Raw genomic sequence first — 26,552 nt, 5'->3', positions numbered from 1 at the left:
ACTAGGAGGACGAAACTTATGCGTATGGTCGACTTGATTTTAAAGAAACGTAACGGTGGAGAATTGAATGAGGCAGAGATTCGCTACGTCGTCGAAGGATTCACGAACGAGACGATCCCGGACTATCAGATGTCGGCACTCTCGATGGCGATCTATTTCAACGGGATGACGGAAAAAGAGACAGCTTCATTGACGATGGAGATGGTCAAGTCAGGAGACGTCATCGACCTCTCGAACATCGAAGGCAAAAAAGTCGACAAACACTCGACCGGCGGTGTCGGTGACAAGATCAGCTTGATCGTCGCACCGCTCGTCGCTTCGATCGGTATCCCGGTCGCGAAGATGAGTGGTCGCGGCCTCGGACATACGGGTGGGACAATCGATAAGCTTGAGTCGTTCCCAGGGTTCAACGTCGAGTTGACGGAAGAACAGTTCACGAAACAAGTGAACGATATTAAGATGTCGATCATCGGTCAGACCGGCAACTTGACGCCGGCCGACAAGCGTCTTTACGCGCTTCGTGACGTTACGGCGACGGTCGAATCAATCCCGCTCATCGCGAGCTCGATCATGTCGAAGAAGATCGCGGCCGGAGCCGACAGCATCGTCTTAGACGTCAAGACGGGATCGGGTGCGTTCATGAAATCGTTCGACGATGCCAAAGCGCTCGCTGAAGAGATGGTTGCCATCGGGAAAAACGTCGGCCGCAAGACGGTCGCTGTCATCACGGATATGGACCAACCACTCGGATTCGAAGTCGGGAACGCCAATGAAGTGAAAGAAGCAATCGAAGTGTTGTCGGGGAAAGACGTCGAAGACTTGAAGACGATCGCCTTGACGATTGCCGGTCATATGGCTGTCCTTGGCGGTTTCTACCCGACGTTCGATGAAGCATACGCTGACCTAGACAAGCGCATCGCGGACGGGCACGCCTTGGAAGTGTTCCGCCAGTTCGTCGCGGCACAAGGCGGTGACGCCTCGCTCGTCGATGACGTGACGAAGCTCCCGCAAGCGAAATTCGAAACGACGTTCGTCGCGAAGCAGGCGGGTTATGTCGAATCGATCATCGCGGATGAGGTCGGTGTCGCAGCGATGCTACTCGGTGCCGGACGAGCGACGAAAGACGACCAAATCGATTTCGCGGCCGGCATCACGCTCGAGAAAAAAGTCGGCGATAAAGTCGAGGCTGGCGACGTCATCGCCGTCCTCCGCTCGAACATCGAAGACATGTCTTCTGCGCTCGAACGGATGGATCACGCGTACACGATCGGAGACACTAAGCCTGAAGCGCGACCGCTCATTCACGCGGTCATTCAGTAAGTCAGAACGTCTGTTTCCACAAAACAGTGGAGACAGACGTATTTTTTTGATAGAATGGGCAATGTGAGCAATTAATGACTATATGAACATAAAGGGGTTTTTGTAGATGAAAAAAGGATCGATGAAACTTGAGAACGGTGAAATGATTGAATTCGACTTGTTCCATGACGCTGCACCGATTACGGTCGACAACTTTGAGGAACTTGCGAACCGTGGTTTCTATAACGGCTTGACGTTCCACCGTGTCATCCCTGGCTTCGTGAGCCAAGGCGGATGTCCGGACGGTACGGGCATGGGCGGATCGGGTAAGACGATCCCATGCGAGACGTCGACTTCGTTCCCTTACAAGCATGAGGCAGGCTCGCTTTCGATGGCACACGCCGGCCGCAACACGGGTTCATCACAATTCTTCATCGTTCATGAGCCACAACCGCACTTGGACGGCGTCCACACGGTATTCGGGAAAGTGACGTCTGGCCTCGAGCACGCGGTCAAGCTTCGCCAAGGAACAAAAATGGCTGAAGTCAAAGTATGGGACGAGAATTGATTTTCGTCTGACCGTTATGGCACAATGAGCCATGTCTCTCACGTCTTCACTTCGTGAAACTTGAATGACTAAAGGTGGTGAAACCAGCGATGCTGGTGAAATATAAACAATCGTATGAAAAGACAGCGATGGGTTTACTCGCGTTCTCATGTAGCGATAAATCTCCGCTCGCATTGTTACAGCTCGTTCGGGCTTACGAAGAGGACCCGGCCCGTTTCCTTTACTTATGGAAAGTCGGGGAAGACTTTGTCGGCATAATCGGAATGGAGCAACACGAGACGACGATGCATATTTTGCACATCGCCCTGTCGCCATCGTTCCGAGGCGAGAAGCGGTCGTATGAGCTGCTCGATGAGACCCGGAACCTTCTCCCGCTTGACTTGACGCTCGTCGGACAAGGCAAGACGGGTGAGTTGCTCGACAAATGGAATCAAGTGGCCATTTAAAAAAGCTAGGCTCAGCGCCTAGCTTTTTTTCGTTGCTCGATGGCGAGCAGCCGTTCATTGACGACCGGGGTACGGTCTCGATAAATGTGTTTGTGGACGAGCTGTTCGAAAGTCAGGTCGGTCGGTCCGAACGTCGGTTTCAAACATTCGATGTTCGTACGCGTCGCTTCGTTTAACGGAAGTTCGTTCGGCAACGGCCAGCGTTCCAAATCACGCGCGAACCGTGGCACGTCGATACCGAGCATCTCCAATTCGTCTGAGGCGAGGGCAAGTTTACGTTTCAACGCCTCGATGCTTTTCTTCGCCCCGGCCTCGTTGCCGCGTCGGGCGTGATAGTGGGCGACAGCGTACTGAATGAGTGCGGCGTAACCGATTTGTTTGCGATTCCCGTCCTGCCAAGCTTCCTCGAGTACTTCGTGACATTCAAAATAATCGGCATGGCATTCGAACAAGAGCGTATAATGTATAAAAGGGGTAGTCACATCAAATTTCTCCTTTCATAGTCGCTGTACTACAAAACATGTTATACTAAAGCGCAAAAATGTAAAATGGCAGGTGTCTCTATGGAAGCGTACAATGTCAAAATCGATACGTTCGAAGGACCACTCGACCTGTTGCTCCACTTGATCGGAAAGATGGAGCTCGACATCGTCGACATCTCTGTCGCAGAAGTCACGGACCAGTATGTCGCCTTCATCCGCACAATGCAAAAGTTTGAACTCGACGTTGCGAGTGAGTACTTGGTCATGGCTGCGACGCTACTCCAATTGAAGAGTAAGCAGCTGTTGCCGCCGGTGCCGGTCGAAGAAGACGACATCCCGGATTTTGCCGAAGAACCGACACGGGAAGGGTTGATTCGTCAACTGATTGAATATAAAGCCTATAAGGAAGCAGTCGTCTTTATGCGTGAACAAGAAGAACAACGGCTCGAGCTTTACAGCCGTCCAGGCGAAGATTTGACCCGCTACATGGCTGAACACGTTCAACCGTATGACGGACCGCTCAACTTTTCTGACTTGTTACACGCCTATTCGAAGATGGTCGAACGCAAGCGTTGGAAAGAACGCCGGAAGAAGACGATTCAACGGGAGACGCGGACGCTCGAACAACAGATGGCGCGTCTGCACGATCACGTCTCATCGGAGCGGAGAACGTCGTTTTTCGCCTTCTTCGAGGAGCGGCCAGACGTCTCTGATCTCGTTGTCACGTTCATGGCGCTCCTTGAACTGATCAAATTGCGCGTCGTGACGACGACACAAGTCGACCGTGATATCGAGATCTCATTCGTCGAAACGTCAAAGGAAAGGGATGAGGCCGTTGTTGTCTTATGAAACGATCATTGAAAGTTTGCTGTTCGTCGTCGGTGACGAAGGCATGGAAGTGCGGGCGCTCGCTGAGACGCTCGACATTTCCGAAGCGGCTGCTCGTGAACAGTTGAAGAAGCTCGAGGCCTCGTTCACGAACTCAGGGAGACCGTTCCAGTTGATCGAGTCGGCGGGCGTATATAAGCTCGTGACGATCCCGGACGTCTCCCCATACATTCAGCGATACGTCGGAACGATGGCTGAACAGGCGCTGTCGCGTGCGGCGATGGAGACGCTCGTCATCATCGCCTACAAGCAACCGGTGACACGGGCCGACATCGAAGAAGTACGCGGTGTCAAAGTCGAACGTGTCATTCATACGTTGCTCTCGAAAGGGCTCATCGAGTCGGCCGGACGGGCGAAGACGCTCGGCCGGGCCAAACTGTATCGGACGACGGAGCATTTCCTCGACCATTTCGGTTTCAACTCGCTCGATGAATTGCCGCCATTAACATTTGAAGACGAGCTCTCGGACGAAGGCGATTTGTTCTTCGCAGAGCCGGCACGTCATTCGCAAGAAAGATTGGAGAAGGATTAATTGATGGAACGTTTACAAAAAGTAATTGCCCAAGCAGGTGTCGCCTCACGGCGTAAAGCAGAAGAAATGATTCTCGATGGACGGGTCCGTGTCAACGGAAAAGTCGTCCGCGAACTCGGAACGAAAGTCGGACCGAAGTCAGAAGTCGAAGTGGACGGTGTCAAAATCGAACAAGAAGAGCACGTGTATTACGTGCTCTACAAACCGAGCGGCTACGTCTCGACAGTCGAGGACGATAAAGGACGTAAAGTCATCACGGACCTCGTACCGCCAGGGGCACGTGTCTTCCCGGTCGGTCGTCTCGATTACAACACGACAGGATTGATCTTGTTGACGAACGATGGCGAATTCTCGAACTTGATGACGCATCCGAAGTTCAAGATTCCAAAACGTTATGTCGCGAAAGTGAAAAACATCCCGTCATACATCGCCATCAAAGAGCTGGAATCAGGCGTCGAACTCGATGACGGCTACAAGACGAGCAGCGCGAAAGTGCGTATGAAGTCGGTCGACCATAAGAAGAACACGGCAATCGTCGAACTCATCATTTCGGAAGGCCATAATCGCCAAGTGCGCCGTATGTTCGAAGCGATCGGGTCAGAAGTGATCAAGTTGAAGCGCGAACAGTTCGGTTTCTTGACGCTCGACGGCTTGACGACGGGCGAATGGCGCGAGTTGTCACGTAAAGAAGTGTCGAAACTTCGTGAGCTCGCTAACCCGACGGTTCCGCCTGAAACGCGTGGCAAGAAAAAGAGAAAATGACAATCAAAAAATCGTCCTGAGAGGGATGATTTTTTTGATTGTGGAGATTGTGTGACAAAACAATGAAAAAAGTCTGTTAATGTGCGTTTTTATTGTTTTTTCAGTACAATAGCAACTGAAGGAAGGTGTGAGCAATCATGACGAAAGAGTCGAAATCGGGTGACCGCATGCAACAAGCGATGGCCCACAAGAAAAAACGGTCGTTTTGGCGGTTGATGGTCATGACGATGGTGCTGTTCGCCGGTGCGGTCGTCATCATGCAGTTGATCGAGCAGGCCGGGAGTGACGGACGCGTCGCGGCCGGAGACGACGCGCCGAACTTTAAGCTCGTCAGTCTGGACGGTGCGACGATGGTTGAGCGCGAAACATATGAAGGCAAAGGGCTCCTGTTGAACTTCTGGGGCACGTTCTGTGAGCCGTGTAAAAAAGAGATGCCGGTCGTTCAAGCGAACTACGATGCGCTTCAAGACATGGGCGTCGATTTTTGGGCCGTCAACGTCGGTGAGACACCGCTGCGTGTCGACAACTTCGTGAACGACCTCGGCGTCGAACTCGACTATCCGATTTTGATGGACACACGGAGTGAAGTCGAGAAGGCGTACGGCATCTATAACTTGCCCGTGACGTTCGTCATCGACGAGAACGGCAAAGTGATCGAGAAATACGAAGGTGAACTCACGAAAGAGAAACTGATGGAGTTGGCCGAGAAGTCATTGTAAGGGAACGGGGGGCGCACATATGCTAGATATGAAATACGACGGCGCCGATTTGCGATCGAAGCGACGTCCGAAGTCATGGATTGACCGTGTTTGGAGCTTTTTTGCATCGGTAAAAGTCGGGCTCTGGTTGATCGGGCTCATCATCGTCGGTTCGGCGGTCGGTACGATCTTCCCTCAGGAGATGTACATTCCGCAGCAGTTGCCGGCGAGTCAATACTATACGCAAGAGTATGGGACGGCAGGGACGATCTATTACTCGCTCGGTTTCCATAACTTGTATACATCATGGTGGTACATCAGTCTCATCGTCATGCTGACGTTATCGCTCATCGTCGCTTCAATCGATCGGTTTGTACCGCTCTACAAGGCGCTCAAGTATCAACCGGTCCGTCGCACGGAACGGTTCATGCGCGGACAACGATTGATTGGAGAAGGCGGCGGTACGGAAGCACAGATCGATATGATGGAACAGTCGCTCAAAGCGAAACGTTACCGCGTCAAACGAGACGGGGACGCGCTTCTCGCCGAGAAACACCGCTTCGGTCGTTGGGGTCCTTACGTCAACCACGTTGGTCTTGTCATCTTCTTCATAGGGGCGATGCTTCGCGTCTTCCCAGCGTTCCATACCGATACGCTTGAATGGGTGCGTGAAGGGGATACGGTCGCGCTAGAAGCGACCGGGGACGAATATTATCTCCGGAACGACCAGTTCATCCTCGAGATGTACGACCCGGAAAACAATGAAGAAGACGCCAAGTTCGCCGAGGCGATCGAGAAGGTCGGCGCCGTCCCGAAAAACTATGAGACGGAGTTGACGCTGTTTAAGAAAGCCGGGACGAACGAAGACGGTTCGCCTCGCCTTGAAGAAGTCGAGACCGGCTCGACGAAAGTGAACCATCCGTTCAAGTTCGACAAATACGAAGTGTATCAAGAGCAGTATTCGAGTCGTCCGGAATTCTTATCGATGTCGTTCAGTGTCGGTGACAAAGAGACGGGCGACATTTACGGACCGTTCACGGTCGACATGAACGACCCGGAGACGACGTACGAGCTCGGTGAAGTAGCCGTGTCGCTTCGAGATTTGTATCCTGATTTTGAAATTCGAAACGGTGAGCCGGACACGAAATCGCCGCGGGCGCTCAATCCGGCCTTCTTCTTCGTGGTCGATACACCGGAAGGGACGACCGAAACGAATTTGATCGGCATCCGCATGAACGTCGCCGATGAAAACAACCGCTACGCCATCCAGTTCGCGGGGACAGAGTTGGCGAGTACGAGTGGCCTCCGGGTCAAGAGTGACTCGACGTATCCGATTCTCATTGTCGGCGGGACGATTTTCATGATCGGGATCGTGATGGGGATGTATTGGCCACACCGTCGTGTATGGATTCGACGTCATGACGACTCGGACGTGCTCGTCGCAGGCTTCACGAACAAAAACCCATCGTCGCTTCGCCGTGAAGTATCACCGCTTCTTGAGAAGGCGGGACTGCCGATTTGGGAAGACCAGGCGATGTTTGAGAAACAGACAGATGCCAACTCAACAAATGAAAGAGGGGAATCTTAATGGAATGGATTCAATGGAGCAGTCGTCTGCTCCTCATCGCGTTCATTTTATACGCCGTCGCGACCGTGTTGTTCACGATCGCGGTCAGCGGGATGCGCAAAGACCGAAACGTCAACCGCGTCCCGTACGGCAAGATCGCGTTCATCTTGGCTGTGATCGGCTTTATCGCCCAGACAGGCTACTTTATTATGCGCTGGGCCGGTGTCGGCTATGCGCCGGTATCGAACTTGTATGAATACACGACGTTCTTCGGCATGATGATGGTGCTCGGTTTCCTCGTCGTGTACGGGATTTACAAAAATGACGTGCTCGGATTGTTCGCCATGCCGGTGGCGTTGCTCGTCATCGCGTTCGCTTCGATGTTCTCGAGCGACGTCGCACCGCTCATCCCGGCCTTGAACAGTGTCTGGTTGAAGATCCACGTCACGACGGCCGCGCTCGGTCAAGGCATTCTCGCCATCAGCTTCGCGTCAGGACTCATCTTCCTCTTAAACGAGACGTCGATGCGTGAGCGTTCGAAATCACGGACGTGGCTTGAAGTGACGATGTTCGTGCTCGTCTGTACGCTCGGCTTCATTCTCGTGTCGATGCTGTTCAAAGGCATCGGTGCTGGCGGTGTCGTCGAGTTCACGAATGACCGTGGTGGACAGGAGACGTATGAGTACTTCATGCCAATCTTGTTCGTGCCGGAAGGAGCTCAACTCGTATCGGGTGCGAGCGGATTGTCGCTTGAACTCCCGAATCTCATCAACACGTTGAAGCTGAACACGCTCCTCTGGTCTGTCATCGCGGGACTCGTCTTGTACGTGTTGCTCCGCTTCGTCATCTTGCGGAAACGGATCGCTGAGTCGCTCCAACCGCTCGCGAAAAAAGTAAGCCTTGATCTCGCCGATGAGATCAGCTATCGCTCGGTCGCGATCGGTCTTCCGGTGTTCATCCTCGGAGGTCTCATCTTCGCGATGATTTGGGCGCAAATCGCCTGGAACCGATTCTGGGGCTGGGACCCGAAAGAAGTGTGGGCGCTCATCACGATGCTCATCTATATTTATTACCTCCATATGCGGATCCAACGCGGCTGGACGGGGACGAAAGCGGCGTGGCTTTGCGTCGGCGGCTTTGCCGTCATCATGTTCAACCTCGTGTTCGTCAACCTCGTCATCGCGGGACTGCATTCGTACGCATAATGAAAGAAGTCACTTCGGTGGCTTCTTTTTTCGTAAGGGCATACAACTCATCGTTGTGAAGCCAAATAATAGAGTGGTATAGTTATGAAAGAGAGCGAAATGTTCACAATTGTGCAACATTCGCTACATCTTGCAATGGTTCTCTAGGAGGTTTAAGTGGATGGCTGATAAAACAAGAATTCTAGTGGTCGACGACGAGGAAAGAATCCGTCGACTGTTAAAGATGTATCTCGAACGTGAACAGTACATCATTGATGAAGCGACGAACGGGGAAGAAGCGTTGCGCTACGCACTCGATGGGGACTACGATGTCATCTTGCTCGATTTGATGATGCCGAAGATGGACGGGATCGAAGTATGTACCGAGCTCCGGAAATCGAAAGCGACACCGGTCATCATGTTGACGGCGAAAGGCGAAGAAATCGACCGGGTTCAAGGGTTCGAGGTCGGCGCGGATGATTATATCGTCAAGCCGTTCAGTCCGCGTGAAGTCGTGTTGCGCGTCAAAGCACTCCTTCGACGCTCGGGGACGACGAAATTTATGCGCACATCAGAAAAGTCAAAAGACTTGATCGTGTTCCCGCATTTGACGATTGATAACGATGCGCACCGTGTCACCGTCGATGGAGAAGAGATCGCACTCACGCCAAAAGAGTATGAGTTGTTGTTCTTCCTCGCCAAACAAGTCGATAAAGTGTTTTCACGCGAGCAACTTTTAAAAGAAGTGTGGAACTATGAATTCTTCGGAGATCTTCGGACGGTCGATACGCACGTGAAGCGCCTTCGCGAGAAGTTGAACCGCGTCTCGCCAGATGCGGCCCAAATGATCACAACGGTATGGGGCGTCGGCTACAAGTTCGAAGTCGTCAGTGAGTGATGGTTCGCCGCAATAGCATCGTCACGAAACTATGGCTGACGATTCTTGTTCTCGTCAGCCTCGTCTTGTTCATCGTTTCCGTCCTTATGCTCGAGTTTTTCAACTCGTTCCATATCGACCAGGAGCGGGGACACTTGGCCAAGCTCGGTGGACAAGTCCAGTCCGTCCTGCTTCAAGAAGGGGATGCGTCTCGGACGGTCGACCAAATCATCGAGGTGTACGGCGCAAACTATATATTAGAGAACGGTTCCGTCCGCTCCAACTTCGGAACGGAAGTCGACGGATTGATGACGGAGCTTGGACGCCAAGCGTGGGAGCCATATCAGTCGGTCGGTGAGACCGCGATCGGGAACTTCTCTTCATTCGACGACCAAGCCGCCTTGGCGTATCGGACGACGTTCACACTCGAGACGGGCGAGTACACGCTCTACTTGATTGAGCCGCTCGATGCGATCTCAAGTGCGAACGAGGGCGCTCGGACGATCATCTTTTGGACGGTCGCCTCGGCGATCATTGCGACGACCGTGTTCGCTTTCTTCTTGTCGACCCGTATCACGGCACCGCTCCGCGAGATGCGTGATGCCGTCAACAAGACGGCCGAAGGTCAATTCGATTTGCGGCTCGAACAACGGACGCACGACGAAATCGGTCAACTAGCAGGTTCGTTCAATGCGATGAGCAGTCAACTCGCGACGTACGTCAACGCGCTCGATCGAGAGCGGCTCCAACTCGCCTCGATTTTACGCTCGATGGCGGACGGCGTCATCACGCTCGACCGCCACGCGAACGTCATCGTGACGAACCCGCAGGCCGACCCGTTGTTCATCGACGGACAACCGCATGACGTCGTTTTGTCACTTTACAAAGACGTTGTCGATGGGGCGCCGGAGAAGACGATCGAAGTGAAACGGGATGAACATTACTACACGTTGACCGTCACCCCGCTCCTCGGCGAGGAAGATTTCGAAGGGGCCGTCGTCGTCATTCGGGACACGACCGAGAGCCACCGCCTCGACAAGATGCGGACCGACTTCGTGGCGAACGTCAGTCATGAATTACGGACGCCGCTCGTGACGCTGCAAGGTTACTCGGAGGCGATCATCGACGGGATGACCGAGAGCGACGACGCGACGAAAGAGTTCGCATCGATCATCTATGACGAGTCGCTCCGGTTGGCGCGTCTTGTCAACGATTTGCTCGACTTGGCCCGGATCGAGTCCGGCAAAGAGACGATGCAGTTCACGGAGCTCGACTTCGGTGAATTTTTACCACGCGTCATGCGCAAGTTCAAACAGATGGCAAACGAAAAAGGAATCGTGCTCGAAACGACCGCACCGAACCGATTCATCGAGGCGGACGGCGATCGCCTCGAGCAAGTGTTCACGAACTTGATCGGAAACGCCATCGCCCATACGGACAGCGGTACGATCCGACTCGACGCCGTCGCAGAACCGGAAGAAGTCGTGATTCGACTGACCGACACGGGCAGTGGTATTCCGAAAGAAGACTTGCCGTTCGTGTTCGAACGGTTCTACAAAGCTGACAAGGCACGTACGAGCGGCGGCAAGACGGGGACGGGGATCGGACTCGCCATCGTCAAGAACGTCGTCGATGCCCATCACGGGACGGTCACCGTCTCGAGTGTGCTCGGCGAAGGGACGACGTTCACGATTCGCCTCCCGTACGTCCAACCAGACACATAACGCCAATGGTGACTCCTATGGGTCACCATTTGTGCCATACAGGAGGGATGACCATGAGACTGTACACACGTGGAGGAGATCAAGGAGAGACGTCGCTCATCGGGGGACGTGTCTCCAAAGTACATCCTCAAATCGAGGCGATGGGATTGCTTGATGAATTAAACAGTCACATCGGACTCGCCTTGGCCCATCAGACCGACGAGACGCTCCGGACACAACTGACGAAAATTCAACACGACTTGTTCGACCTCGGTTCAGAGCTCATGCATCAGAACGAACCACCAAAACAAGTCGACCTGGTCATTGTCACCGAGCTCGAGACATGGATTGATGAACTCGAGCCGAACTGCCCGCCGTTGCGGCGTTTCATCTTGCCGGGAGGGGGTGTCGCCTCGGCGAGCTTGCACGTGGCCCGTACCGTTTGCCGCCGTGTCGAACGTGAACTCGTCGAAATCGAGGCCGCCACTCGTCAGCTGCCTTACTTCAACCGGTTGAGCGATTATTTGTTCACCGCGGCCCGTTACGCCAACGTCAAAGCCGGCGTACCTGACCAAGAATATGCCCGCGGCGCGGATGTGTTCAAACAGAAAAAGAAAAAGGAGTAGATCACGATATGAAAGGCATCGAACAGTTCCGCGAAAAGCTTCACTATTCGGTCTATCCGACCGACAAGTTCAAGACGACGACGTGTCTCGTCTCATTCTCGGCCCCGTTGTCGACAGAGACGATCGCTGATCGTGCGCTCTTGCCATATATCATGGAGAAATCGACGGAAGCTTATCCGTCCATTGAGTTGTTTCACACACCGCTAGAAGAACTGTACGACGCGGCGTTGTACGCCGGAGCGTCCAAAGTCGGAAAAGAACATGTCATCCAGTTTCAGCTCGAAGTCGTCAGTGACGGCCTTGTCGGTGAACCGGTGTTGTCACGTGCAATCAAATTGCTAGAGGAAGTCTTGCTTCGACCGAATGCGTATGATGGAGCGTTTCAACCGCTGATCGTCGAGCAAGAGTTGCGGTTGCAGCGGCAACGCATCGAATCGGTCTATGACGACAAGATGCGCTTCGCCCAACAACGGCTTCAAGAGTTGCTCGGCGGCGAGCTCGCCATTCCATCACTCGGTACGCTCGACCAATTGGACGCGGTGACCCCGCGCTCCTTGTATGCCGCGTACGAGTCGATGATTCGACATGATCGCATCGACGTATACGTCGTCGGTGACGTCGACCGTGCTCAGGTGACCGAGGCGTTCGCACCGCTTGAGACACTCGGTGAGCCGTTCGAACGAGCCTATCCAGAACCGGTGGCACGCGAGTTCCAACGGCTCGAGGAAGAGCAGGCGATCAATCAGAGCAAACTTCATCTCGCCTATGCGGTCGATGTCGACCCGAAAAGCGAAGATGCGGTCCGGATGCAAGTGTTCAATGGTTTATTTGGCGGTTTTCCGCACTCGAAGCTGTTCATGAACGTCCGTGAGAAAGAGAGTCTGGCCTACTACGCCGCGTCTCAATATAGCTCACTCAGCCGGATGTTATTCGTCTACGCCGGGATCGACGCCTCGAATCAAGCGAAAACCGAACAGATCATCGACGCCCAGCTCGCTGATTTGAAAGCGGGTCATTTCGATGACATGACACTTGAACAGACGAAAGAGATGTTATACCATCAACGCCGCCAGCTCGGCGACAACCCGCGTCAACTGATCGCTTGGATGAGCGGCTCGGACATCCGTCCGTTCTCACTCGAAGAAGAGATGACGATCATTGAGCGGACGACGCGTGATGATGTCGCGGCATTGGCGAACCGTCTCGAATTGACGGCCGTTTATTGTTTAAAGGGGGGGACGGCATGAAGATAGACTTTCCACACGTCGGCGAAACGTTGCACCACACCGTGCTAGAGAACGGATTGACAGTCTATTTATTGAAGAAAACCGGATATGAGAAGACGTACGCCACGTTCACGACGAAATACGGTTCGATTGACCGTCGCTTCAAGACGGAAGACTGGGTCGAGGTACCGGACGGGATCGCGCACTTCCTAGAACATAAGATGTTCGAGAAGGAAGATGGTGACGTCTTCCAAAAGTTCGGTCAACTCGGTGCGTCGGCGAACGCGTTCACATCGTTCACCCGGACGGCTTATTTGTTCGGGGCGACGTCGAACGTCGAGGCGAACTTGACGACGTTGCTCGATTTCGTCCAGACGCCCTACTTCACCGAGGCGTCAGTCGAGAAAGAAAAAGGCATCATCGGTCAAGAGATTCAAATGTATCAAGACAATCCCGGGTGGCGTCTTTATTTCGGGTTGATCGAGGCGATGTACGCCGAACACCCGGTGAAGATTGATATCGCCGGCACGATCGAATCGATCGGTCACATTACGGCCGACGACTTGTACGCCTGTCACCGCGCGTTTTACCACCCGAGCAACATGGTCCTCTTCGTCGTCGGGAACATCGACCCGGATGCCGTACTCGAACAAGTGAAGGCGAACCAAGCCGCGAAGACGTTCGAAGCACCGGTGCTTCAAGCGCGTGAACGAGTCGAAGAGCCGACGAGCGTCAAGTCGACACAACGGATCATCGAGATGGACGTCTCGGTGCCGAAAGTGATGATCGGCTACAAAGACGTTCCCCGCGCCGGAGCGGACGGAATGAAGCAAGAACTCGCCGTCGAGCTGCTCATGCACGCCTTGTTCGACACGACGGCCCCACTGTACGCGGAACTTTACGCCGAGGGCTTGATTGACGACGCGTTCTCGTTCGATTACACGTCGGAAGAGACGTTCGCGTTTGCCGTCTTGTCGATGGAGACGCCACACGTCGATTCGTTCGTCTCGCGGATGACGACCGCACTCGAGCGCCCGCTCGTCCTCGACGAGACGACGCTTGAACGCAAGAAGCGCATGATGAAAGGCCAGTTCTTGAAAGCACTCAACTCACCGGAGTTCATCGCCAATCAATTTTCTCGATACGCTCTGAACGGCGGCAACATGTTCGAGCTGCCTGAGTTGCTCGATGCGATCACGCTTGATGACTTGTATGCTGCGTACGACCGGTTGTTCCAAGCGGACAGACGGACCGTCTGTATCGTTAAAAAACCGTGAAGACGCTCATCACCGGGGCGAGCGGTGCGATTGGACAAGCGGTCGCAAAATCGTTTCGCGATGACACGCTCATCTTACAGGCGAACCGAAATGGCGCCGCGCTCAAGTCGTTCGTGAAAGCGGAACGTCTCGATGCCCGTGTCGACACGTGCGACCTTGAGGACGAAGCTGCTGTCGAAACGTGGATGACGTCAATCGACCGTCTCGACCGTCTCGTCTACGTCGCAGGGAACCACGTCCACGGCCTCGTCGTCGACCAACCGATTCACGATCTCGACCGCCTATACCGTGTCCACGTCCGTGCACTCGCACGCCTCGTTCAACGAGCTGTCGAAGCGAAACCGTATGATCGCCCGCTCGACATCGTCGTCGTCTCGAGCGTATGGGGCGAGGTCGGGGCCGCTGGAGAAGTGTTTTACTCGACGGTGAAAGCGGCGCAGCTCGGCTTCGTCAAGTCGTTCGCCCGCGAGGCCGGTCCGTTTCGGGTGCGCATCAACGCCGTCACCCCGGGCTGGATAGATACGCCGATGAATGATACGGTAGAAGAGACGAAAGACGAGGCCGTCGAGGAGATCCCGCTCGGCCGGCTCGGTCATGTCGACGAAGTGGCGAAGACGATCCGGTTTCTCTGTTCGGAAGATGCCTCCTATATGACCGGTGCCGTCCTTCGCATCGACGGAGGTTGGCAGTGACGACTTCGTGAAACAGAAAACGAGTTCTTTTCAATTCTTCTAAAATAATTTAGAATGAACAAGGTAGCGAACGTGCGTCGGAAAGGGTGGATGGGATGGATCATAAGTTCGAAGAATGGTATCTCGAGTATGAACTTTGCCAAAATCGGCCCGGTATCCTCGGTGATATCGCTTCGCTGATGGGAATGCTCCAAATTTCAATCGTGACGATCAACGGTGTCGACTTGCAACGCCGTGGGATGCTCTTGAAAGCCCCTGCCGCCGACCACGTCCATCGGCTCGAACATATCCTTCGAAAAATGGAGGCGATTGCCGTCATCAAGTTACGGCGACCGAAACTACGGGACCGCATCGCGATTCGGCATGGACGATATATCGAACACGACAACGACGATAAAAAGACGTTTCGGTTCGTACGTGAAGATTTAGGTGTGCTCGTCGACTTCGTCGCCGAACTGATGAAAGAAGAGCGGCACTTGTTGATCGGCGTCCGCGGCAATCCTCGTGTCGGCAAGACCGAATCGATTGTGGCCGCGAGCGTGTGTGCGAACAAACGATGGTTGTTCTTATCGTCGACGCTCATGAAGCAGACGGTACGGACGTCTTTATTCGAAGAAGAACGAGAAGGCGATCACGTCTACATAATCGACGGCGCCGTCTCGACACGGACGATGGATGAACGGCACCGCCAACTGATTCGAGAAGTCATGCGTCTGCCGGCCGTCAAAGTGATTGAACATCCTGACCTATACGTCCGGAACACCGATTGCGTGTTCGAGGACTTTGACTATATTATCGAGCTGCGCAACAATCAAGATGAAGTGATCATCATCCCGCAAGAGACGCATCGTGAAGCAGAATGGTTTGAATAATTATTTGAATGGAAGGTGTGGACCCCTGTGACAGAACTAGGGACTTTTTTGAAACAAAGGCGTGAGGCGAGCGGTCTGACGCTCGACCAAATCCAGCAAACGACGAAGATTCAAAAGCGCTATATCATCGCGATCGAGGAAGGTGATTATAAAAATCTCCCTGGTTCGTTCTACGCACGGGCGTTCATCAAGACGTACGCCGAGTCGCTCGGCCTAGACGTCGACGAGCTGTATGAGACGTACGCGAAAGATTTGCCGAAGATCGAGCCGCAACCGACCGTGCAGTTGTCACGGAAACAGACGTATTCGAAAGCGTCTGAGACGTCGAGCCGCGTGTCGAGGTGGGTACCGAAAGTCATGCTCGTCCTCGTCGCCTTCTTGCTCATGACGGCCGTCTGGTATGTCGTGAAGAACCTCAACTTCGGAGAACAAGACGCTTCGCCAGTCGAGCCGCCAAGTTCTGGCGTGACGATCAATCAGAACGAAGATGTCCCAGAAGAAGAACCAGTCGAAGAAGAACCGGTTGAAGAAGAACCGGTCGAGGAAGAACCTCAAGAAGAGACCGGACCGATCGCGGTCACGGAAACGAACGGTGCCGATCTCGTGTATGAGATCGCGACAGCTGACAAGCTCACGACCGAGATTCACGTGAAGGATTCTCCGGCGACGTACGTCGGTGTCCGGGATACATCGCTCGAAGGACCGTTTCTCGCACCGGAGTATCCTAACCAATCGAAACAAAACCCGATCGTCATCGAAGATGCAGAGACCGATACGCTCCGCATCCGCATCGGGTTGATCGGCGGCGTTGAGAAGATCGTCGTCAACGGGCGCGAACTCGAACTTGCCGATTCACCGGTCACACAAAATATTTTTGTAAAGAGAGTCGACGCTGAATAAGCCGACTCTCCTCAAGAGGAGGAGTTCTCGATGAACCTACCTAACCGCTTGACGATGCTCCGGGTCATTCTCATTCCCGTGTTCGTCGTCTTGCTCGCTGTAGACTTTGAGTGGGGAGACATCGCTTTCCTCGGAGCGGAAGTGCCGCTCCATCAATTTTTAGCCGCGATCGTCTTCACGATCGCCGCGATCACCGATTGGCTCGATGGTCATTTGGCCAGAAAGCACAACTTAGTGACGAACTTTGGGAAGTTCATGGATCCGCTCGCGGATAAACTGCTCGTCACGGCGGCGCTCGTCTTGCTCGTCGAGATGAATCTTGTCGCGGCCTGGGTCGTCGTCGTCATCTTGTCACGCGAATTCGCCGTGACCGGGCTTCGACTCGTCGCAGCCGATGAAGGCATCGTCGTCGCGGCCGGCAAATCCGGAAAAGCAAAGACGTGGGTCCAATTGTTCGCCATCATTTTCTTGCTGTTCGGCAATCCGATTTTCAGCTATGTCGGGATTCCGTTCGGAGAGTGGGCGATGTGGCTCGCTCTTGTGTTGACGATCTACTCGGGCGCCGAGTATTTTGCACAAAATTATAAGATCATTGTAAAATCGATGTGAATCGAGGAGACGAGTTGTGACACAACTCGTCTTTTTTTGAATCGTGAGGAGGAAATCAAGTGCAACGGACCGAAATCATTGCGGTAGGTTCTGAACTTCTGTTAGGCGAAATCACGAACACGAACGCCCGTTACTTGTCACTTCAATTGTCGAAATACGGGTTGCCGGTCATGTATCATATAGTCGTCGGAGATAATCCGTCGCGACTCGAGGAGACGTTCGCCACGGCGAGACAACGGAGTGACCTCGTCATCGTCACCGGGGGGCTCGGCCCGACGAACGATGATATCACGAAGACGGTGCTCGCCGAACTTCTCGACCGTCCGCTCGTCCGGGACCGTGACGCGTTACATACGATTGAACGGTTCGTCGCCTCACGGGGAAGGGCGATGAACGAAGGCGATGCGCGTCAAGCGGATGTCGTCGAAGGTTCGGAAGTGCTCTCAAACCCGGTCGGTCTCGCCCCTGGCATGTGGCTCGAGGAGGATGGGACGACGTGGCTTCTTCTTCCTGGTGTGCCGCGCGAGATGGAAGCGATCGTCGCCGCGACGTTCCCTCACAAATTCTCAGGAGCGACGCTCGTCTCCGAGTCGTTACGTTTTTATGAGATCGGGGAGTCGGCGCTCGATGCGGCCGTATCAGATTTGACGAACGGTTCTAATCCGACCGTCGCACCGTACGCCGAGGCCGGGGAGGCGAGGCTTAGGGTGAGCGCGCGCGCCGAGACGGAAGTCGAGGCGAGACGGATGATCGCCGACGTCAAACGGGAGCTCCTAAACCGTGTCGGCACTTATTATTTTGGATCGGATGAGGATACGGTGGCAGCCGCGTTGCTTCGCGAACTCGACCGACGGCAGTCCACGTTGTCCGTCGCCGAGTCGCTGACGGGCGGACGAGTCCAATCGATGCTCACCGCCGTCCCGGGTGCCTCGAACGTGTTTCGGGGTGGCGTCGTCACGTATTCCGACGAGCTAAAAAATAGGTGTTTAGGGGTGTCTCTTGCTACAATTGAGTCACACACGGTCGTCTCAAAAGAAGTAGCTTCTGAAATGATTCAAGGACTCATCCGTCTGACCGACACCGACTACGGACTGGCCTTCACCGGAGAGGCAGGCCCTGTCTCAAGTTCAGGCCAAGCGGTCGGGACGGTATACATCGGTGTGAAATCGAAGAACGGGATCGAAGTGCTCGAGCGTGTCTACCCGCATCAAGAGCGGCACGTCATTCAAGACCGGGCCGCGAAGGACGGCATGTGGGCACTTCTACAGCGACTGAAAAAAGGCGAATAAACGTTCGCAAAAAACTTGTGTATCGTGTCCCGTTCGCTTATAATGATAGTATCAATCAAAGGAGGCTCATTTATCTATGAGTGATCGTAAACAAGCGTTAGACATGGCATTGCGCCAGATCGAGAAACAATTCGGTAAAGGCTCAATCATGCGCCTTGGTGAAAATACAGATCAGCAAGTATCCGTTACTCCGTCAGGGTCAATCGCCCTCGACATCGCCCTCGGTGCCGGTGGTTACCCGCGCGGACGTGTCATCGAAGTATACGGACCAGAATCTTCAGGTAAGACGACGGTGGCGCTCCACGCGATCGCCGAAGTACAAAAACGTGGCGGTCAGGCAGCATTCGTCGACGCCGAGCACGCTCTCGACCCGAAATACGCGAAAAACCTTGGCGTCAACATCGACGAGCTTCTCTTGTCTCAACCGGATACGGGGGAGCAGGCGCTCGAAATCGCGGAAGCGCTCGTCCGCTCTGGCGCGGTTGACATCCTCGTCGTCGACTCGGTTGCGGCACTCGTTCCGAAAGCCGAGATCGAAGGGGAAATGGGAGACTCGCACGTCGGTCTTCAAGCCCGTCTCATGAGCCAAGCGCTCCGTAAACTGTCAGGTGCGACGAACAAATCGAAGACGATCGTCATCTTCATCAACCAGATCCGTGAGAAGATCGGGATCATGTTCGGGAACCCGGAAACGACACCAGGTGGACGTGCCCTCAAGTTCTATTCGTCGGTCCGTCTTGAAGTCCGTCGTGCCGAAACGCTCAAGCAAGGGCAAGACATGGTCGGGAACCGGACGAAGATTAAAGTCGTCAAAAACAAAATCGCGCCACCGTTCAAAACAGCGGAAGTCGACATCATGTACGGTGAAGGGATCTCACGTGAAGGGGAACTCATTGACATCGGAGCCGACCTCGACATCGTTCAGAAGAGCGGTGCTTGGTACTCGTATAACGAGGAGCGTCTCGGGCAAGGTCGTGAGAACGCGAAACAGTTCATGAAAGAGAATCCGCACGTCGCCGCGGCTGTCGAAGAACAGATTCGCGACCACTACGGATTGAATGGCGAGAAGACAGTCACAGTCGCTGCAGATGACGACGATGTGTTGTCATTGCTCGATGACGAATAAGTACGTTCACTCACTCGGTTTTTCCGAGTGAGATTTTTTTAGTATAATTTTTTTATGAATTGGTAGTTCTATCCTGTCCGTGCATTGCATTCTCCTATGTAAATAAGTACAATAAAGCTATACGCGGGCTCGCTCGCGTATTCATTCATGAAAAAATAAAATAACCTTGCGAAAGGGAGGTGAACATGATGGAATGGCTATTAGAGCTTATTCTGATCCTCCTTTTGCCGATAGCTTTTGTTGCAGGTTTTTTTGTGCGTAAATCGATCGCCGAAGCGAAGATTCAAGGTGCTGAGACGGAAGCGACCAAGATTGTAGAGCAAGCGAGACAACAATCGGAAGCGATGCAAAAAGAAGCACGGCTTGAAGTAAAAGAAGAGATGATTCAACTTCGCAATGAGACGGAACAAGAACTGCGCGAACGTCGCGAAGAGCAAAAGGTGAAAGAGAACCGCCTCGTTCAAAAAGAAGAGGTCCTCGACCGAAAAGCAGACATGCTCGAACGGAAAGAGGATTCACTCGACGAACGGGAAACGACACTTGCGAAACGTAAGCGGGAAGCTGAGACGCTCGAGAGCAAAGTGGAGGAGTTGTACGAGGAAGCGCGCCAAGAACTAGTTCGCGTCGCAGCCTTGTCGAAAGAAGAAGCACGGACCATCATCATGGACGAAGCGAAGCAGGAAGCGCTTCACGATGCTGCTCTCCTTCAAAAAGAAATCGAGCAAAAAGCAAAATTAGAAGCTGATAAAAAAGCGAAGCACTTGTTGTCGCTCACGATGCAACGGTACGCCGCGGAACACGTGGCGGAAACGACGGTATCCGTCGTCAACTTGCCGAGCGACGAGATGAAAGGACGCATCATCGGGCGTGAAGGACGTAACATCCGGACGCTCGAGACGCTCACCGGCATCGATCTCATCATCGATGACACACCGGAAGCGGTCATCCTATCCGGATTCGACCCGGTCCGTCGTGAAATCGCCAAAATGACGCTCGAGAAACTCGTACAAGACGGTCGGATCCATCCGGCCCGAATCGAAGAGATGGTCGAGAAGTCGCGCCGTGAAGTCGACGAACGCATCCGTGAATACGGGGAAGAAGCGACGTTTGAAGCGGGCATCCACGGGGTTCATCCAGACCTCGTCAAGACGCTCGGTCGCATGCGTTACCGGACGAGTTACGGTCAGAACGTACTTGCCCATTCGGTCGAAGTGGCACATCTCGCCGGCATGATGGCCGCGGAGCTCGGAGAAGACGTGACGCTCGCGAAACGAGCGGGTCTTCTGCACGATATCGGGAAGGCGATCGACCACGAGGTCGAGGGCAGTCACGTCGAGATCGGTGTCGAACTTGCCACGAAATACAAAGAACATCCGGTCGTCATCAACTCGATTGCTTCCCACCACGGGGACGTCGAAGCGACATCGACGATCGCAGTGCTCGTCGCAGCGGCTGACGCCTTGTCAGCGGCGCGCCCTGGCGCCCGTCAAGAGACGCTTGAAAGCTACATTCGTCGCTTAGAGCGCCTCGAATCGATTTGTGAATCGTTTGACGGCGTCGAGAAATCATATGCCATCCAAGCAGGACGCGAAGTCCGCATCATCGTTCGCCCCGACGTCGTCGATGACGTTGTAGCGAGTAAGATGGCGCGTGACATCTGTAAACGGATTGAAGATGAACTCGATTACCCGGGACAAATTAAAGTGACGGTCATCCGCGAAACGCGGTCCGTCGATTATGCGAAGTAAAAAGCGGAGACCTTCTCCGCTTTTTCTATTTACAAGGAGGAAACTCAAATGAAAGTCTTATTCATCGGTGACGTCGTCGGACAACCGGGACGTGAAATTTTGGCCGCGCAAATCGGTCGCCTGAAAGACAAATATAATCCGACGTTCATGCTCGTCAATGGTGAGAACGCGGCAAACGGGCGTGGGATCACGAAAAAGATTTACCAACAGTTCCTCGAGCTCGGTTTTCACGGGGTGACGATGGGCAACCATACGTGGGACAACCGTGACATCTTCGACTGGATCGACGACGCCGACCGTATCGTCCGTCCGGCCAACTATCCGGATGGTACACCTGGCGTCGGGATGATGGTATTGAAGCAGCGCGGGAAAAAACTCGCCGTCATTAACGTGATGGGCACGGTCTTCCTTCCTTCGCTCAGCTGTCCGTTTCGAAAAGTCGATGAGCTGATCGACACGGTCAAAGACGACGTCGATGCCATCTTCGTCGATATGCACGCCGAGGCGACGAGCGAGAAGATCGCGATGGGTTATTATTTGGACGGTCGCGCCCAAGCGGTCGTCGGGACACATACACACGTCCAAACGGCCGATGAACGCGTGCTCGCGAATGGGACGGCATACATTACGGATGTCGGGATGACAGGGCCGCTTGACGGCGTGCTCGGCATGGACGCGGACGTCGTGTTGAAAAAATTCCTGACACAGCTCCCGGTGCGGTTTGAAGTTGCCGAGGGACGGGAACAACTTAATGGAGTTTTAATCACAATCGATGACCAATCGAAACGAGCCACAAAAATTGAACGCATACACCTAGATGATCAGACCGTCTGGTTTGATTGAACAACCTACCCGAGGGGGAAACAAGAATGGACGTACTCAAAGTTTCGGCAAAATCGAATCCCAACTCCGTTGCGGGTGCACTCGCTGGCGTACTTCGTGAAAAAGGCACGTGTGAGATTCAAGCAATCGGCGCTGGGGCGCTCAACCAATCGATCAAAGCGGTCGCCATCGCGCGCGGTTTCGTCGCGCCGAGCGGTCTCGACTTGATTTGTATCCCGGCGTTCACGGATATTTTAATCGACGGGGAAGAACGAACTGCGATCAAGCTCATCATCGAACCGAGATGAGCTTGCGGTCGGGACATAGGTCCTATTCTTGTAAAGAGAAGCCATCGGCGCGGATGGCTTCTCTTTTTTTGGTTGAAATCCGACGTTCTGTCTTCTCAGTTTCGTCATTTTATGACAAGATGAAAGAGAACGTGAAGTTCGATTAAGAGACAAGAGGGGGACGTTTTCGATGGAACAGCTCGTGTCAACGACAGAGAAGGAAACAACGACACCTGTTATGAAAGCGATTCAAAAACATACGGCCGGATTCGGGGCAAAATTGGTCGAGGTACCGATTCCGACACCGGGTCCGGGTGAAGTGTTAATCAAAGTGACGGCGACATCGATTTGTGGGACCGACGTTCACATTTATGAATGGGACGATTGGGCGAAGAGCCGGGTCAAGCCGCCATATGTGTTCGGTCACGAGTTCTCGGGGGAAGTCGTGGCGCTCGGGGAAGGGGCGAAGCGCATCAAGATCGGCCAAGCCGTTTCGGCCGAGACACATATCGTCTGTCACCAGTGCAAACAGTGTTTAAGAGGGCAGTATCACATCTGTAAAAACACGAAGATCATCGGCGTCGACACCCAAGGCTGCTTCGCCGAGTACGTCGTCATGCCAGAAGAGAACTTGTGGGTCAATCCCGTGGCGATGCCGGCGAAGCTCGCCTCGATTCAGGAACCGCTCGGCAACGCCGTCCATACGGTGCTCGCGAGCGATGTGTCAGCAAAATCTGTCGCTGTCGTCGGTTGCGGACCGATCGGGCTCATGGCCGTCGGTGTCGCCAAAGCGGCCGGTGCGAGCCGCGTCTATGCGATCGATGTTAACCCGTATCGGTTGAAGCTCGCCGAAGACATGGGGGCGGACGTCGTCATCAACAGCATGGAGCAGAATCCGCTCGAGTTGATCATGAACGAGACGGACATGGATGGGATCGATGTCGTCTGCGAGATGAGTGGTCATCCGCTCGCGATTGACCAGGCGTTCAAGATGGTCACGGCAGGAGGAGACGTCAACGTGTTGTCGCTTCCGGCGAAACCGGTCGCGCTCGATTTGACACGTGACGTCGTCTTCAAAGGGGTCCGGGTCCAAGGGATCACCGGACGTAAAATGTATGAGACGTGGAGCCAAGTGTCGACGATGCTCGCGACCGGGCAACTGAACGTCGAACCGATCATCACCCACGTGTTCAAGCTCGAGGAGTTCGAGCAAGGCTTCGAGCTCATGCGGGCCGGGAAGTGTGGAAAGGTCGTCTTAATACCATAAGAGGGGGAAACAATATGGCATTTGAACATATTACAGAAGCAGTCAATGAAATGAAGCAAGCGGGTACGTTCCGTTCGCTCGTGCCGCTCGAGTCGGCGCAAGGGAACGAGGTCACGATCAACGGCAAGTCGCTCGTGCAACTGTCGTCCAACAACTATCTCGGTCTCGCCAACCATCCGCGTTTGAAACGAGCGGCGATTGAAGCGGTCGAACAGTTCGGCGCCGGCACCGGTTCGGTCCGGACGATCGCCGGTACGTTCGAGATGCACGAAGCGTTCGAGCGCGAGCTCGCCGAGTTCAAACATACGGAAGCGGCGCTCGTGTTCCAGTCTGGGTTCGCGACGAACCTTGGCGTCTTGTCGGCGCTCCTCGGGCCAGAAGACGTCGTCATCAGCGACGCGCTCAACCACGCCTCGATTATCGACGGCATCCGTTTGACGAAAGCGGCACGTCGCATCTATAAACACGTCGACCTTGAAGACTTAGAGGCAGCGTTGAAAGAGACGCAAGACTACCGCACGCGCCTCATCGTCACGGACGGCGTCTTCTCGATGGACGGCAATATCGCGCCGCTCCCAGAGATCGTCGAACTTGCCGAGAAGTATGACGCGGCGGTCATGGTCGACGACGCGCACGCCTCGGGCGTCCTCGGTCAGAACGGCCGCGGGACGGTCAACCACTTCGGACTCGACGGACGGGTCGCGCTCCAAGTCGGGACGCTATCGAAGGCGATCGGTGTCCTCGGCGGTTACGTCGCCTGCTCGAACGATGTCCGCGACTTCTTGATTCAAAAAGGACGCCCGTTCCTCTTCTCGACGTCACACCCGCCAGCGGTCGTCGCCGCGAACCAGGAAGCGATTCGCGTCATGAAGGAAGAGGAAGACCTGTTCGACAAGCTGTGGGCGAACACGGAGTTCTTCAAGACGGGTCTCCGTGACCTCGGTTTCGACATCGGACATGCGACGACACCGATCACGCCGGTCATGCTCGGTGAAGAGACGCTCGCGCATACGTTCTCGGACAAGCTGAAAGACCACGGTGTGTTCGCACAGAGCATCGCCTTCCCGACGGTCGAGAAAGGCAAGGCGCGGATCCGGACGATCGTGACGGCGGAACATACACGTGACGACCTCGAACGCGCGCTCGCTGCCTTCAAGGCGGTCGCCGAAGAATTGAACGTGACGCTCCACGCATAAGCTTGAGGCTGCAGACGAATCGTCTGCAGTTTTTTTGTGTTGAAATAGGTGCATGATTGTTCTCAATTTATCAATCGATCGTGTCAGCCTAATCGACCGAGGCTCGAGCGATGACTGTGTTGAATGAGGCAAAACGTTTAGTCTTGAAAATTTTGGTAGACATTTAAAAGGAGAGACTCTAAAATTTGAAAAGGAATAATAAAAATCATTTTTATTTCAAATACCGAATTTAAAGTTAAGAGGTTCAAAAAATGTCATTATGGATTGATTTTATTTTAATTGCATGCATGAGTATACTCTTTTCGACATTGGGAATGTATCTACTAATTAAACCGGGAAAAGCAATCGCGGATCATTCTGGGAACACAGATAGCATCATCGCTACGATTGTGATCCATGTTGTACTTGTATTCATGACGACGAAACATCTCGGTGCAATCTTGTTACTTGTCGGCATCGGTCTAGGCATTATGTTGTACGTCGAATTATATGACACATTGCTCCTACACTTAAAAGCGATGAGGATCCGATGATGGGCCAACTTTCAAATGTAGTAGCCGGATCATTCATGACAGCGGAAGAATTTTCGATTCTGACGATTTCTCCGCTGTTTATTATTAACGTTGTGATTGGGATTGGAATTTTAATCGTCATTTGTATCATCGACGTGGAGTCGTGGAAAGAATTTTTCATATTTTTATGGATGACGATTTGGGCATCGATATTCGTATCAGTTTATGCGATGGCGTGGTACGTACGCATCAAATATGATACGTCGCCAGATTTCACGGCATTGTTTGGGATCGATTCATTCCCTGGATGGGGAGCTTTCTTTAGCCAAATGCTCCATGGTTCAAACGTCACACAGAATGCACTGCTTCACGCCCTCTTTTTGTTCTGGATGCGTAAAGACAATGCCTGGTATATGTGGTTGCTAAAAGTACCCTCGCTCTTTTTCGTAAGCCTCTTCTTTATCAGATACATTCCGGTCGTCTTTCAGTGGCTCTTCAAGTAAAAGAGCAAGGCACTTGGCCTTGCTCAAATCTTGAACATCCCACGAAATCCACGGGCCGCGTAATACGAATCGGCACCGTTGTGATAAACAAAGGTGTGGTCATAGCGGCGGTCGCAGAACAAGGCGCCGCCTTTTTGACGAATCGTCTCTGGCGTTACAATCCAACTCGACGTCTTTGAGTCGAACGTACCGAGCGTCTGCAAATGGCGATACGTCGCTTCGTCAAGTAGCTCGAGCCCCATCTGTTCAGCCAAGGCGATGGCACTCCCATCCGGCTTGTTCTTCTTCCGGCCCGCTAGCGCCTGCTCATCGTAACAAAGACTACGGCGTCCGCTCGGGCTTTCCGGTGAGCAGTCACAAAAGGCGAGGTCACCGTTTGGAAGTCGAATCACATCCGGTTCGCCGCCGGTCCGTTCCATTTCAGAGAGTGTGAGGAGCTTGTCCGAATTCGTCTCAAGCTTCGTCACCACGTCTGACCAGACGACATCGGGGTGTCGCTCGAGGTGGATGTGAAAACGTGCTTCGAGAATAGCGGTTAACTCGTTTCTCTCTTCAGTTGAGAGGTTGACCATGATTCTTCACTCCGTTTCAGCA

The 26,552-nt window shown here is 53.7% G+C and carries 28 protein-coding genes; 26 read left to right on the top strand and 2 right to left on the bottom strand.

The genetic code is table 11. The annotated features are described in order from the left end of the window. The first annotated feature begins 18 nt into the window (after positions 1 to 18). The 3 genes from L971_RS11175 to L971_RS11165 all read left to right on the top strand — a co-directional run bounded on the left by L971_RS11175 (position 19) and on the right by L971_RS11165 (position 2,313). Entirely contained in the window at positions 19 to 1,320 is a 1,302-nt protein-coding gene (locus L971_RS11175) for a pyrimidine-nucleoside phosphorylase (RefSeq protein WP_024371585.1), read from the top strand. 106 nt (positions 1,321 to 1,426) lie between these two features. Further along, positions 1,427 to 1,867 carry a peptidylprolyl isomerase gene (locus L971_RS11170; RefSeq protein WP_024371586.1) on the top strand — a complete coding sequence of 147 codons (441 nt, stop codon included), beginning with the start codon at positions 1,427 to 1,429 and terminating at the stop codon, positions 1,865 to 1,867. Positions 1,868 to 1,956: 89 nt separating this feature from the next. Next, positions 1,957 to 2,313, top strand: coding sequence for a hypothetical protein (locus tag L971_RS11165; RefSeq protein WP_024371587.1), 357 nt, complete (start codon positions 1,957 to 1,959; stop codon positions 2,311 to 2,313). Between the two features lie 11 nt (positions 2,314 to 2,324). Here L971_RS11165 and L971_RS11160 read toward each other — a convergent pair whose 3' ends face one another. Next, positions 2,325 to 2,795, bottom strand: coding sequence for a DUF309 domain-containing protein (locus L971_RS11160; protein ID WP_024371588.1), 471 nt, complete (start codon positions 2,793 to 2,795; stop codon positions 2,325 to 2,327). An 81-nt stretch (positions 2,796 to 2,876) separates the two neighbouring features. On the opposite strand from L971_RS11160, the gene L971_RS11155 reads away from it, so the two are divergent. The 23 genes from L971_RS11155 (at position 2,877) to L971_RS11040 (ending at position 25,958) form a co-directional block, all read left to right on the top strand. After that, a complete protein-coding gene (locus L971_RS11155; protein ID WP_029334858.1) occupies positions 2,877 to 3,644 on the top strand; it encodes a ScpA family protein in 768 nt (255 codons plus the stop codon). Next, positions 3,622 to 4,215, top strand: coding sequence for an SMC-Scp complex subunit ScpB (gene scpB, locus L971_RS11150; protein WP_024371590.1), 594 nt, complete (start codon positions 3,622 to 3,624; stop codon positions 4,213 to 4,215). The genes L971_RS11155 and scpB overlap by 23 nt, the downstream gene beginning before the upstream one ends. A 3-nt stretch (positions 4,216 to 4,218) precedes the next feature. Then, entirely contained in the window at positions 4,219 to 4,977 is a 759-nt protein-coding gene (locus tag L971_RS11145; RefSeq protein WP_024371591.1) for a pseudouridine synthase, read from the top strand. Positions 4,978 to 5,114: 137 nt separating this feature from the next. Continuing rightward, complete coding sequence (locus L971_RS11140) at positions 5,115 to 5,696, top strand: redoxin domain-containing protein (RefSeq protein ID WP_029334859.1); 582 nt, start codon at positions 5,115 to 5,117, stop codon at positions 5,694 to 5,696. Positions 5,697 to 5,715: 19 nt separating this feature from the next. Then, positions 5,716 to 7,263 (top strand): cytochrome c biogenesis protein ResB, encoded by a 1,548-nt coding sequence (locus L971_RS11135; RefSeq protein ID WP_034799109.1) that lies wholly within the window; start codon positions 5,716 to 5,718, stop codon positions 7,261 to 7,263. Next, positions 7,263 to 8,447, top strand: a complete 1,185-nt coding sequence (gene ccsB / locus L971_RS11130; RefSeq protein ID WP_024371594.1) for a c-type cytochrome biogenesis protein CcsB — start codon at positions 7,263 to 7,265, stop codon at positions 8,445 to 8,447. The genes L971_RS11135 and ccsB overlap by 1 nt, the downstream gene beginning before the upstream one ends. A gap of 160 nt (positions 8,448 to 8,607) precedes the next feature. Continuing rightward, positions 8,608 to 9,324, top strand: coding sequence for a response regulator transcription factor (locus L971_RS11125; RefSeq protein WP_024371595.1), 717 nt, complete (start codon positions 8,608 to 8,610; stop codon positions 9,322 to 9,324). Next, the gene (locus L971_RS11120; protein ID WP_024371596.1) at positions 9,324 to 11,027 is read left to right on the top strand and encodes an ATP-binding protein; all 1,704 of its coding nucleotides are present in this window, start codon (positions 9,324 to 9,326) and stop codon (positions 11,025 to 11,027) included. The genes L971_RS11125 and L971_RS11120 overlap by 1 nt, the downstream gene beginning before the upstream one ends. A 53-nt stretch (positions 11,028 to 11,080) precedes the next feature. Then, positions 11,081 to 11,632 (top strand): cob(I)yrinic acid a,c-diamide adenosyltransferase, encoded by a 552-nt coding sequence (locus L971_RS11115; RefSeq protein WP_047375859.1) that lies wholly within the window; start codon positions 11,081 to 11,083, stop codon positions 11,630 to 11,632. Positions 11,633 to 11,640: 8 nt separating this feature from the next. After that, positions 11,641 to 12,879 (top strand): EF-P 5-aminopentanol modification-associated protein YfmF, encoded by a 1,239-nt coding sequence (yfmF, locus tag L971_RS11110; RefSeq protein WP_047375857.1) that lies wholly within the window; start codon positions 11,641 to 11,643, stop codon positions 12,877 to 12,879. After that, positions 12,876 to 14,135: an EF-P 5-aminopentanol modification-associated protein YfmH gene (yfmH, locus tag L971_RS11105; RefSeq protein ID WP_024371599.1), complete on the top strand. Its 1,260-nt coding sequence runs from the start codon at positions 12,876 to 12,878 to the stop codon at positions 14,133 to 14,135. The genes yfmF and yfmH overlap by 4 nt, the downstream gene beginning before the upstream one ends. Next, positions 14,132 to 14,827, top strand: a complete 696-nt coding sequence (gene ymfI, locus L971_RS11100) for an elongation factor P 5-aminopentanone reductase (protein WP_047375855.1) — start codon at positions 14,132 to 14,134, stop codon at positions 14,825 to 14,827. The genes yfmH and ymfI overlap by 4 nt, the downstream gene beginning before the upstream one ends. Before the next feature lie 95 nt (positions 14,828 to 14,922). After that, positions 14,923 to 15,699: a YmfK family protein gene (locus tag L971_RS11095; protein WP_024371601.1), complete on the top strand. Its 777-nt coding sequence runs from the start codon at positions 14,923 to 14,925 to the stop codon at positions 15,697 to 15,699. 48 nt (positions 15,700 to 15,747) lie between these two features. Next, the gene (locus tag L971_RS11090) at positions 15,748 to 16,599 is read left to right on the top strand and encodes a helix-turn-helix transcriptional regulator (protein WP_231557596.1); all 852 of its coding nucleotides are present in this window, start codon (positions 15,748 to 15,750) and stop codon (positions 16,597 to 16,599) included. Between the two features lie 30 nt (positions 16,600 to 16,629). Then, on the top strand, positions 16,630 to 17,208 hold the full coding sequence (pgsA, locus tag L971_RS11085) for a CDP-diacylglycerol--glycerol-3-phosphate 3-phosphatidyltransferase (protein WP_024371603.1): 579 nt from the start codon (positions 16,630 to 16,632) through the stop codon (positions 17,206 to 17,208). 59 nt (positions 17,209 to 17,267) lie between these two features. Continuing rightward, on the top strand, positions 17,268 to 18,497 hold the full coding sequence (locus tag L971_RS11080; protein WP_024371604.1) for a competence/damage-inducible protein A: 1,230 nt from the start codon (positions 17,268 to 17,270) through the stop codon (positions 18,495 to 18,497). A 76-nt stretch (positions 18,498 to 18,573) separates the two neighbouring features. After that, on the top strand, positions 18,574 to 19,623 hold the full coding sequence (gene recA, locus L971_RS11075) for a recombinase RecA (RefSeq protein ID WP_024371605.1): 1,050 nt from the start codon (positions 18,574 to 18,576) through the stop codon (positions 19,621 to 19,623). A 185-nt stretch (positions 19,624 to 19,808) separates the two neighbouring features. Then, the gene (gene rny, locus L971_RS11070; RefSeq protein WP_024371606.1) at positions 19,809 to 21,371 is read left to right on the top strand and encodes a ribonuclease Y; all 1,563 of its coding nucleotides are present in this window, start codon (positions 19,809 to 19,811) and stop codon (positions 21,369 to 21,371) included. Between the two features lie 48 nt (positions 21,372 to 21,419). Further along, a complete protein-coding gene (locus L971_RS11065; protein ID WP_024371607.1) occupies positions 21,420 to 22,214 on the top strand; it encodes a TIGR00282 family metallophosphoesterase in 795 nt (264 codons plus the stop codon). 26 nt (positions 22,215 to 22,240) lie between these two features. Continuing rightward, complete coding sequence (locus L971_RS11060) at positions 22,241 to 22,501, top strand: stage V sporulation protein S (RefSeq protein WP_024371608.1); 261 nt, start codon at positions 22,241 to 22,243, stop codon at positions 22,499 to 22,501. Positions 22,502 to 22,670: 169 nt separating this feature from the next. Continuing rightward, complete coding sequence (gene tdh, locus L971_RS11055; protein ID WP_047375853.1) at positions 22,671 to 23,747, top strand: L-threonine 3-dehydrogenase; 1,077 nt, start codon at positions 22,671 to 22,673, stop codon at positions 23,745 to 23,747. Between the two features lie 14 nt (positions 23,748 to 23,761). Beyond that, the gene (locus L971_RS11050; RefSeq protein ID WP_029334870.1) at positions 23,762 to 24,943 is read left to right on the top strand and encodes a glycine C-acetyltransferase; all 1,182 of its coding nucleotides are present in this window, start codon (positions 23,762 to 23,764) and stop codon (positions 24,941 to 24,943) included. Positions 24,944 to 25,475: 532 nt separating this feature from the next. Next, positions 25,476 to 25,958 (top strand): hypothetical protein, encoded by a 483-nt coding sequence (locus tag L971_RS11040; protein ID WP_047375848.1) that lies wholly within the window; start codon positions 25,476 to 25,478, stop codon positions 25,956 to 25,958. Between the two features lie 23 nt (positions 25,959 to 25,981). Here L971_RS11040 and L971_RS11035 read toward each other — a convergent pair whose 3' ends face one another. Further along, positions 25,982 to 26,530 carry a DUF4256 domain-containing protein gene (locus L971_RS11035; protein WP_047375846.1) on the bottom strand — a complete coding sequence of 183 codons (549 nt, stop codon included), beginning with the start codon at positions 26,528 to 26,530 and terminating at the stop codon, positions 25,982 to 25,984. Positions 26,531 to 26,552 lie beyond the last annotated feature (22 nt).

Source organism: Exiguobacterium sp. ZOR0005, from assembly GCF_000798975.1.
GTDB lineage: Bacteria > Bacillota > Bacilli > Exiguobacteriales > Exiguobacteriaceae > Exiguobacterium > Exiguobacterium aurantiacum.
This window is presented reverse-complemented; position numbering and strand designations above follow the sequence as displayed.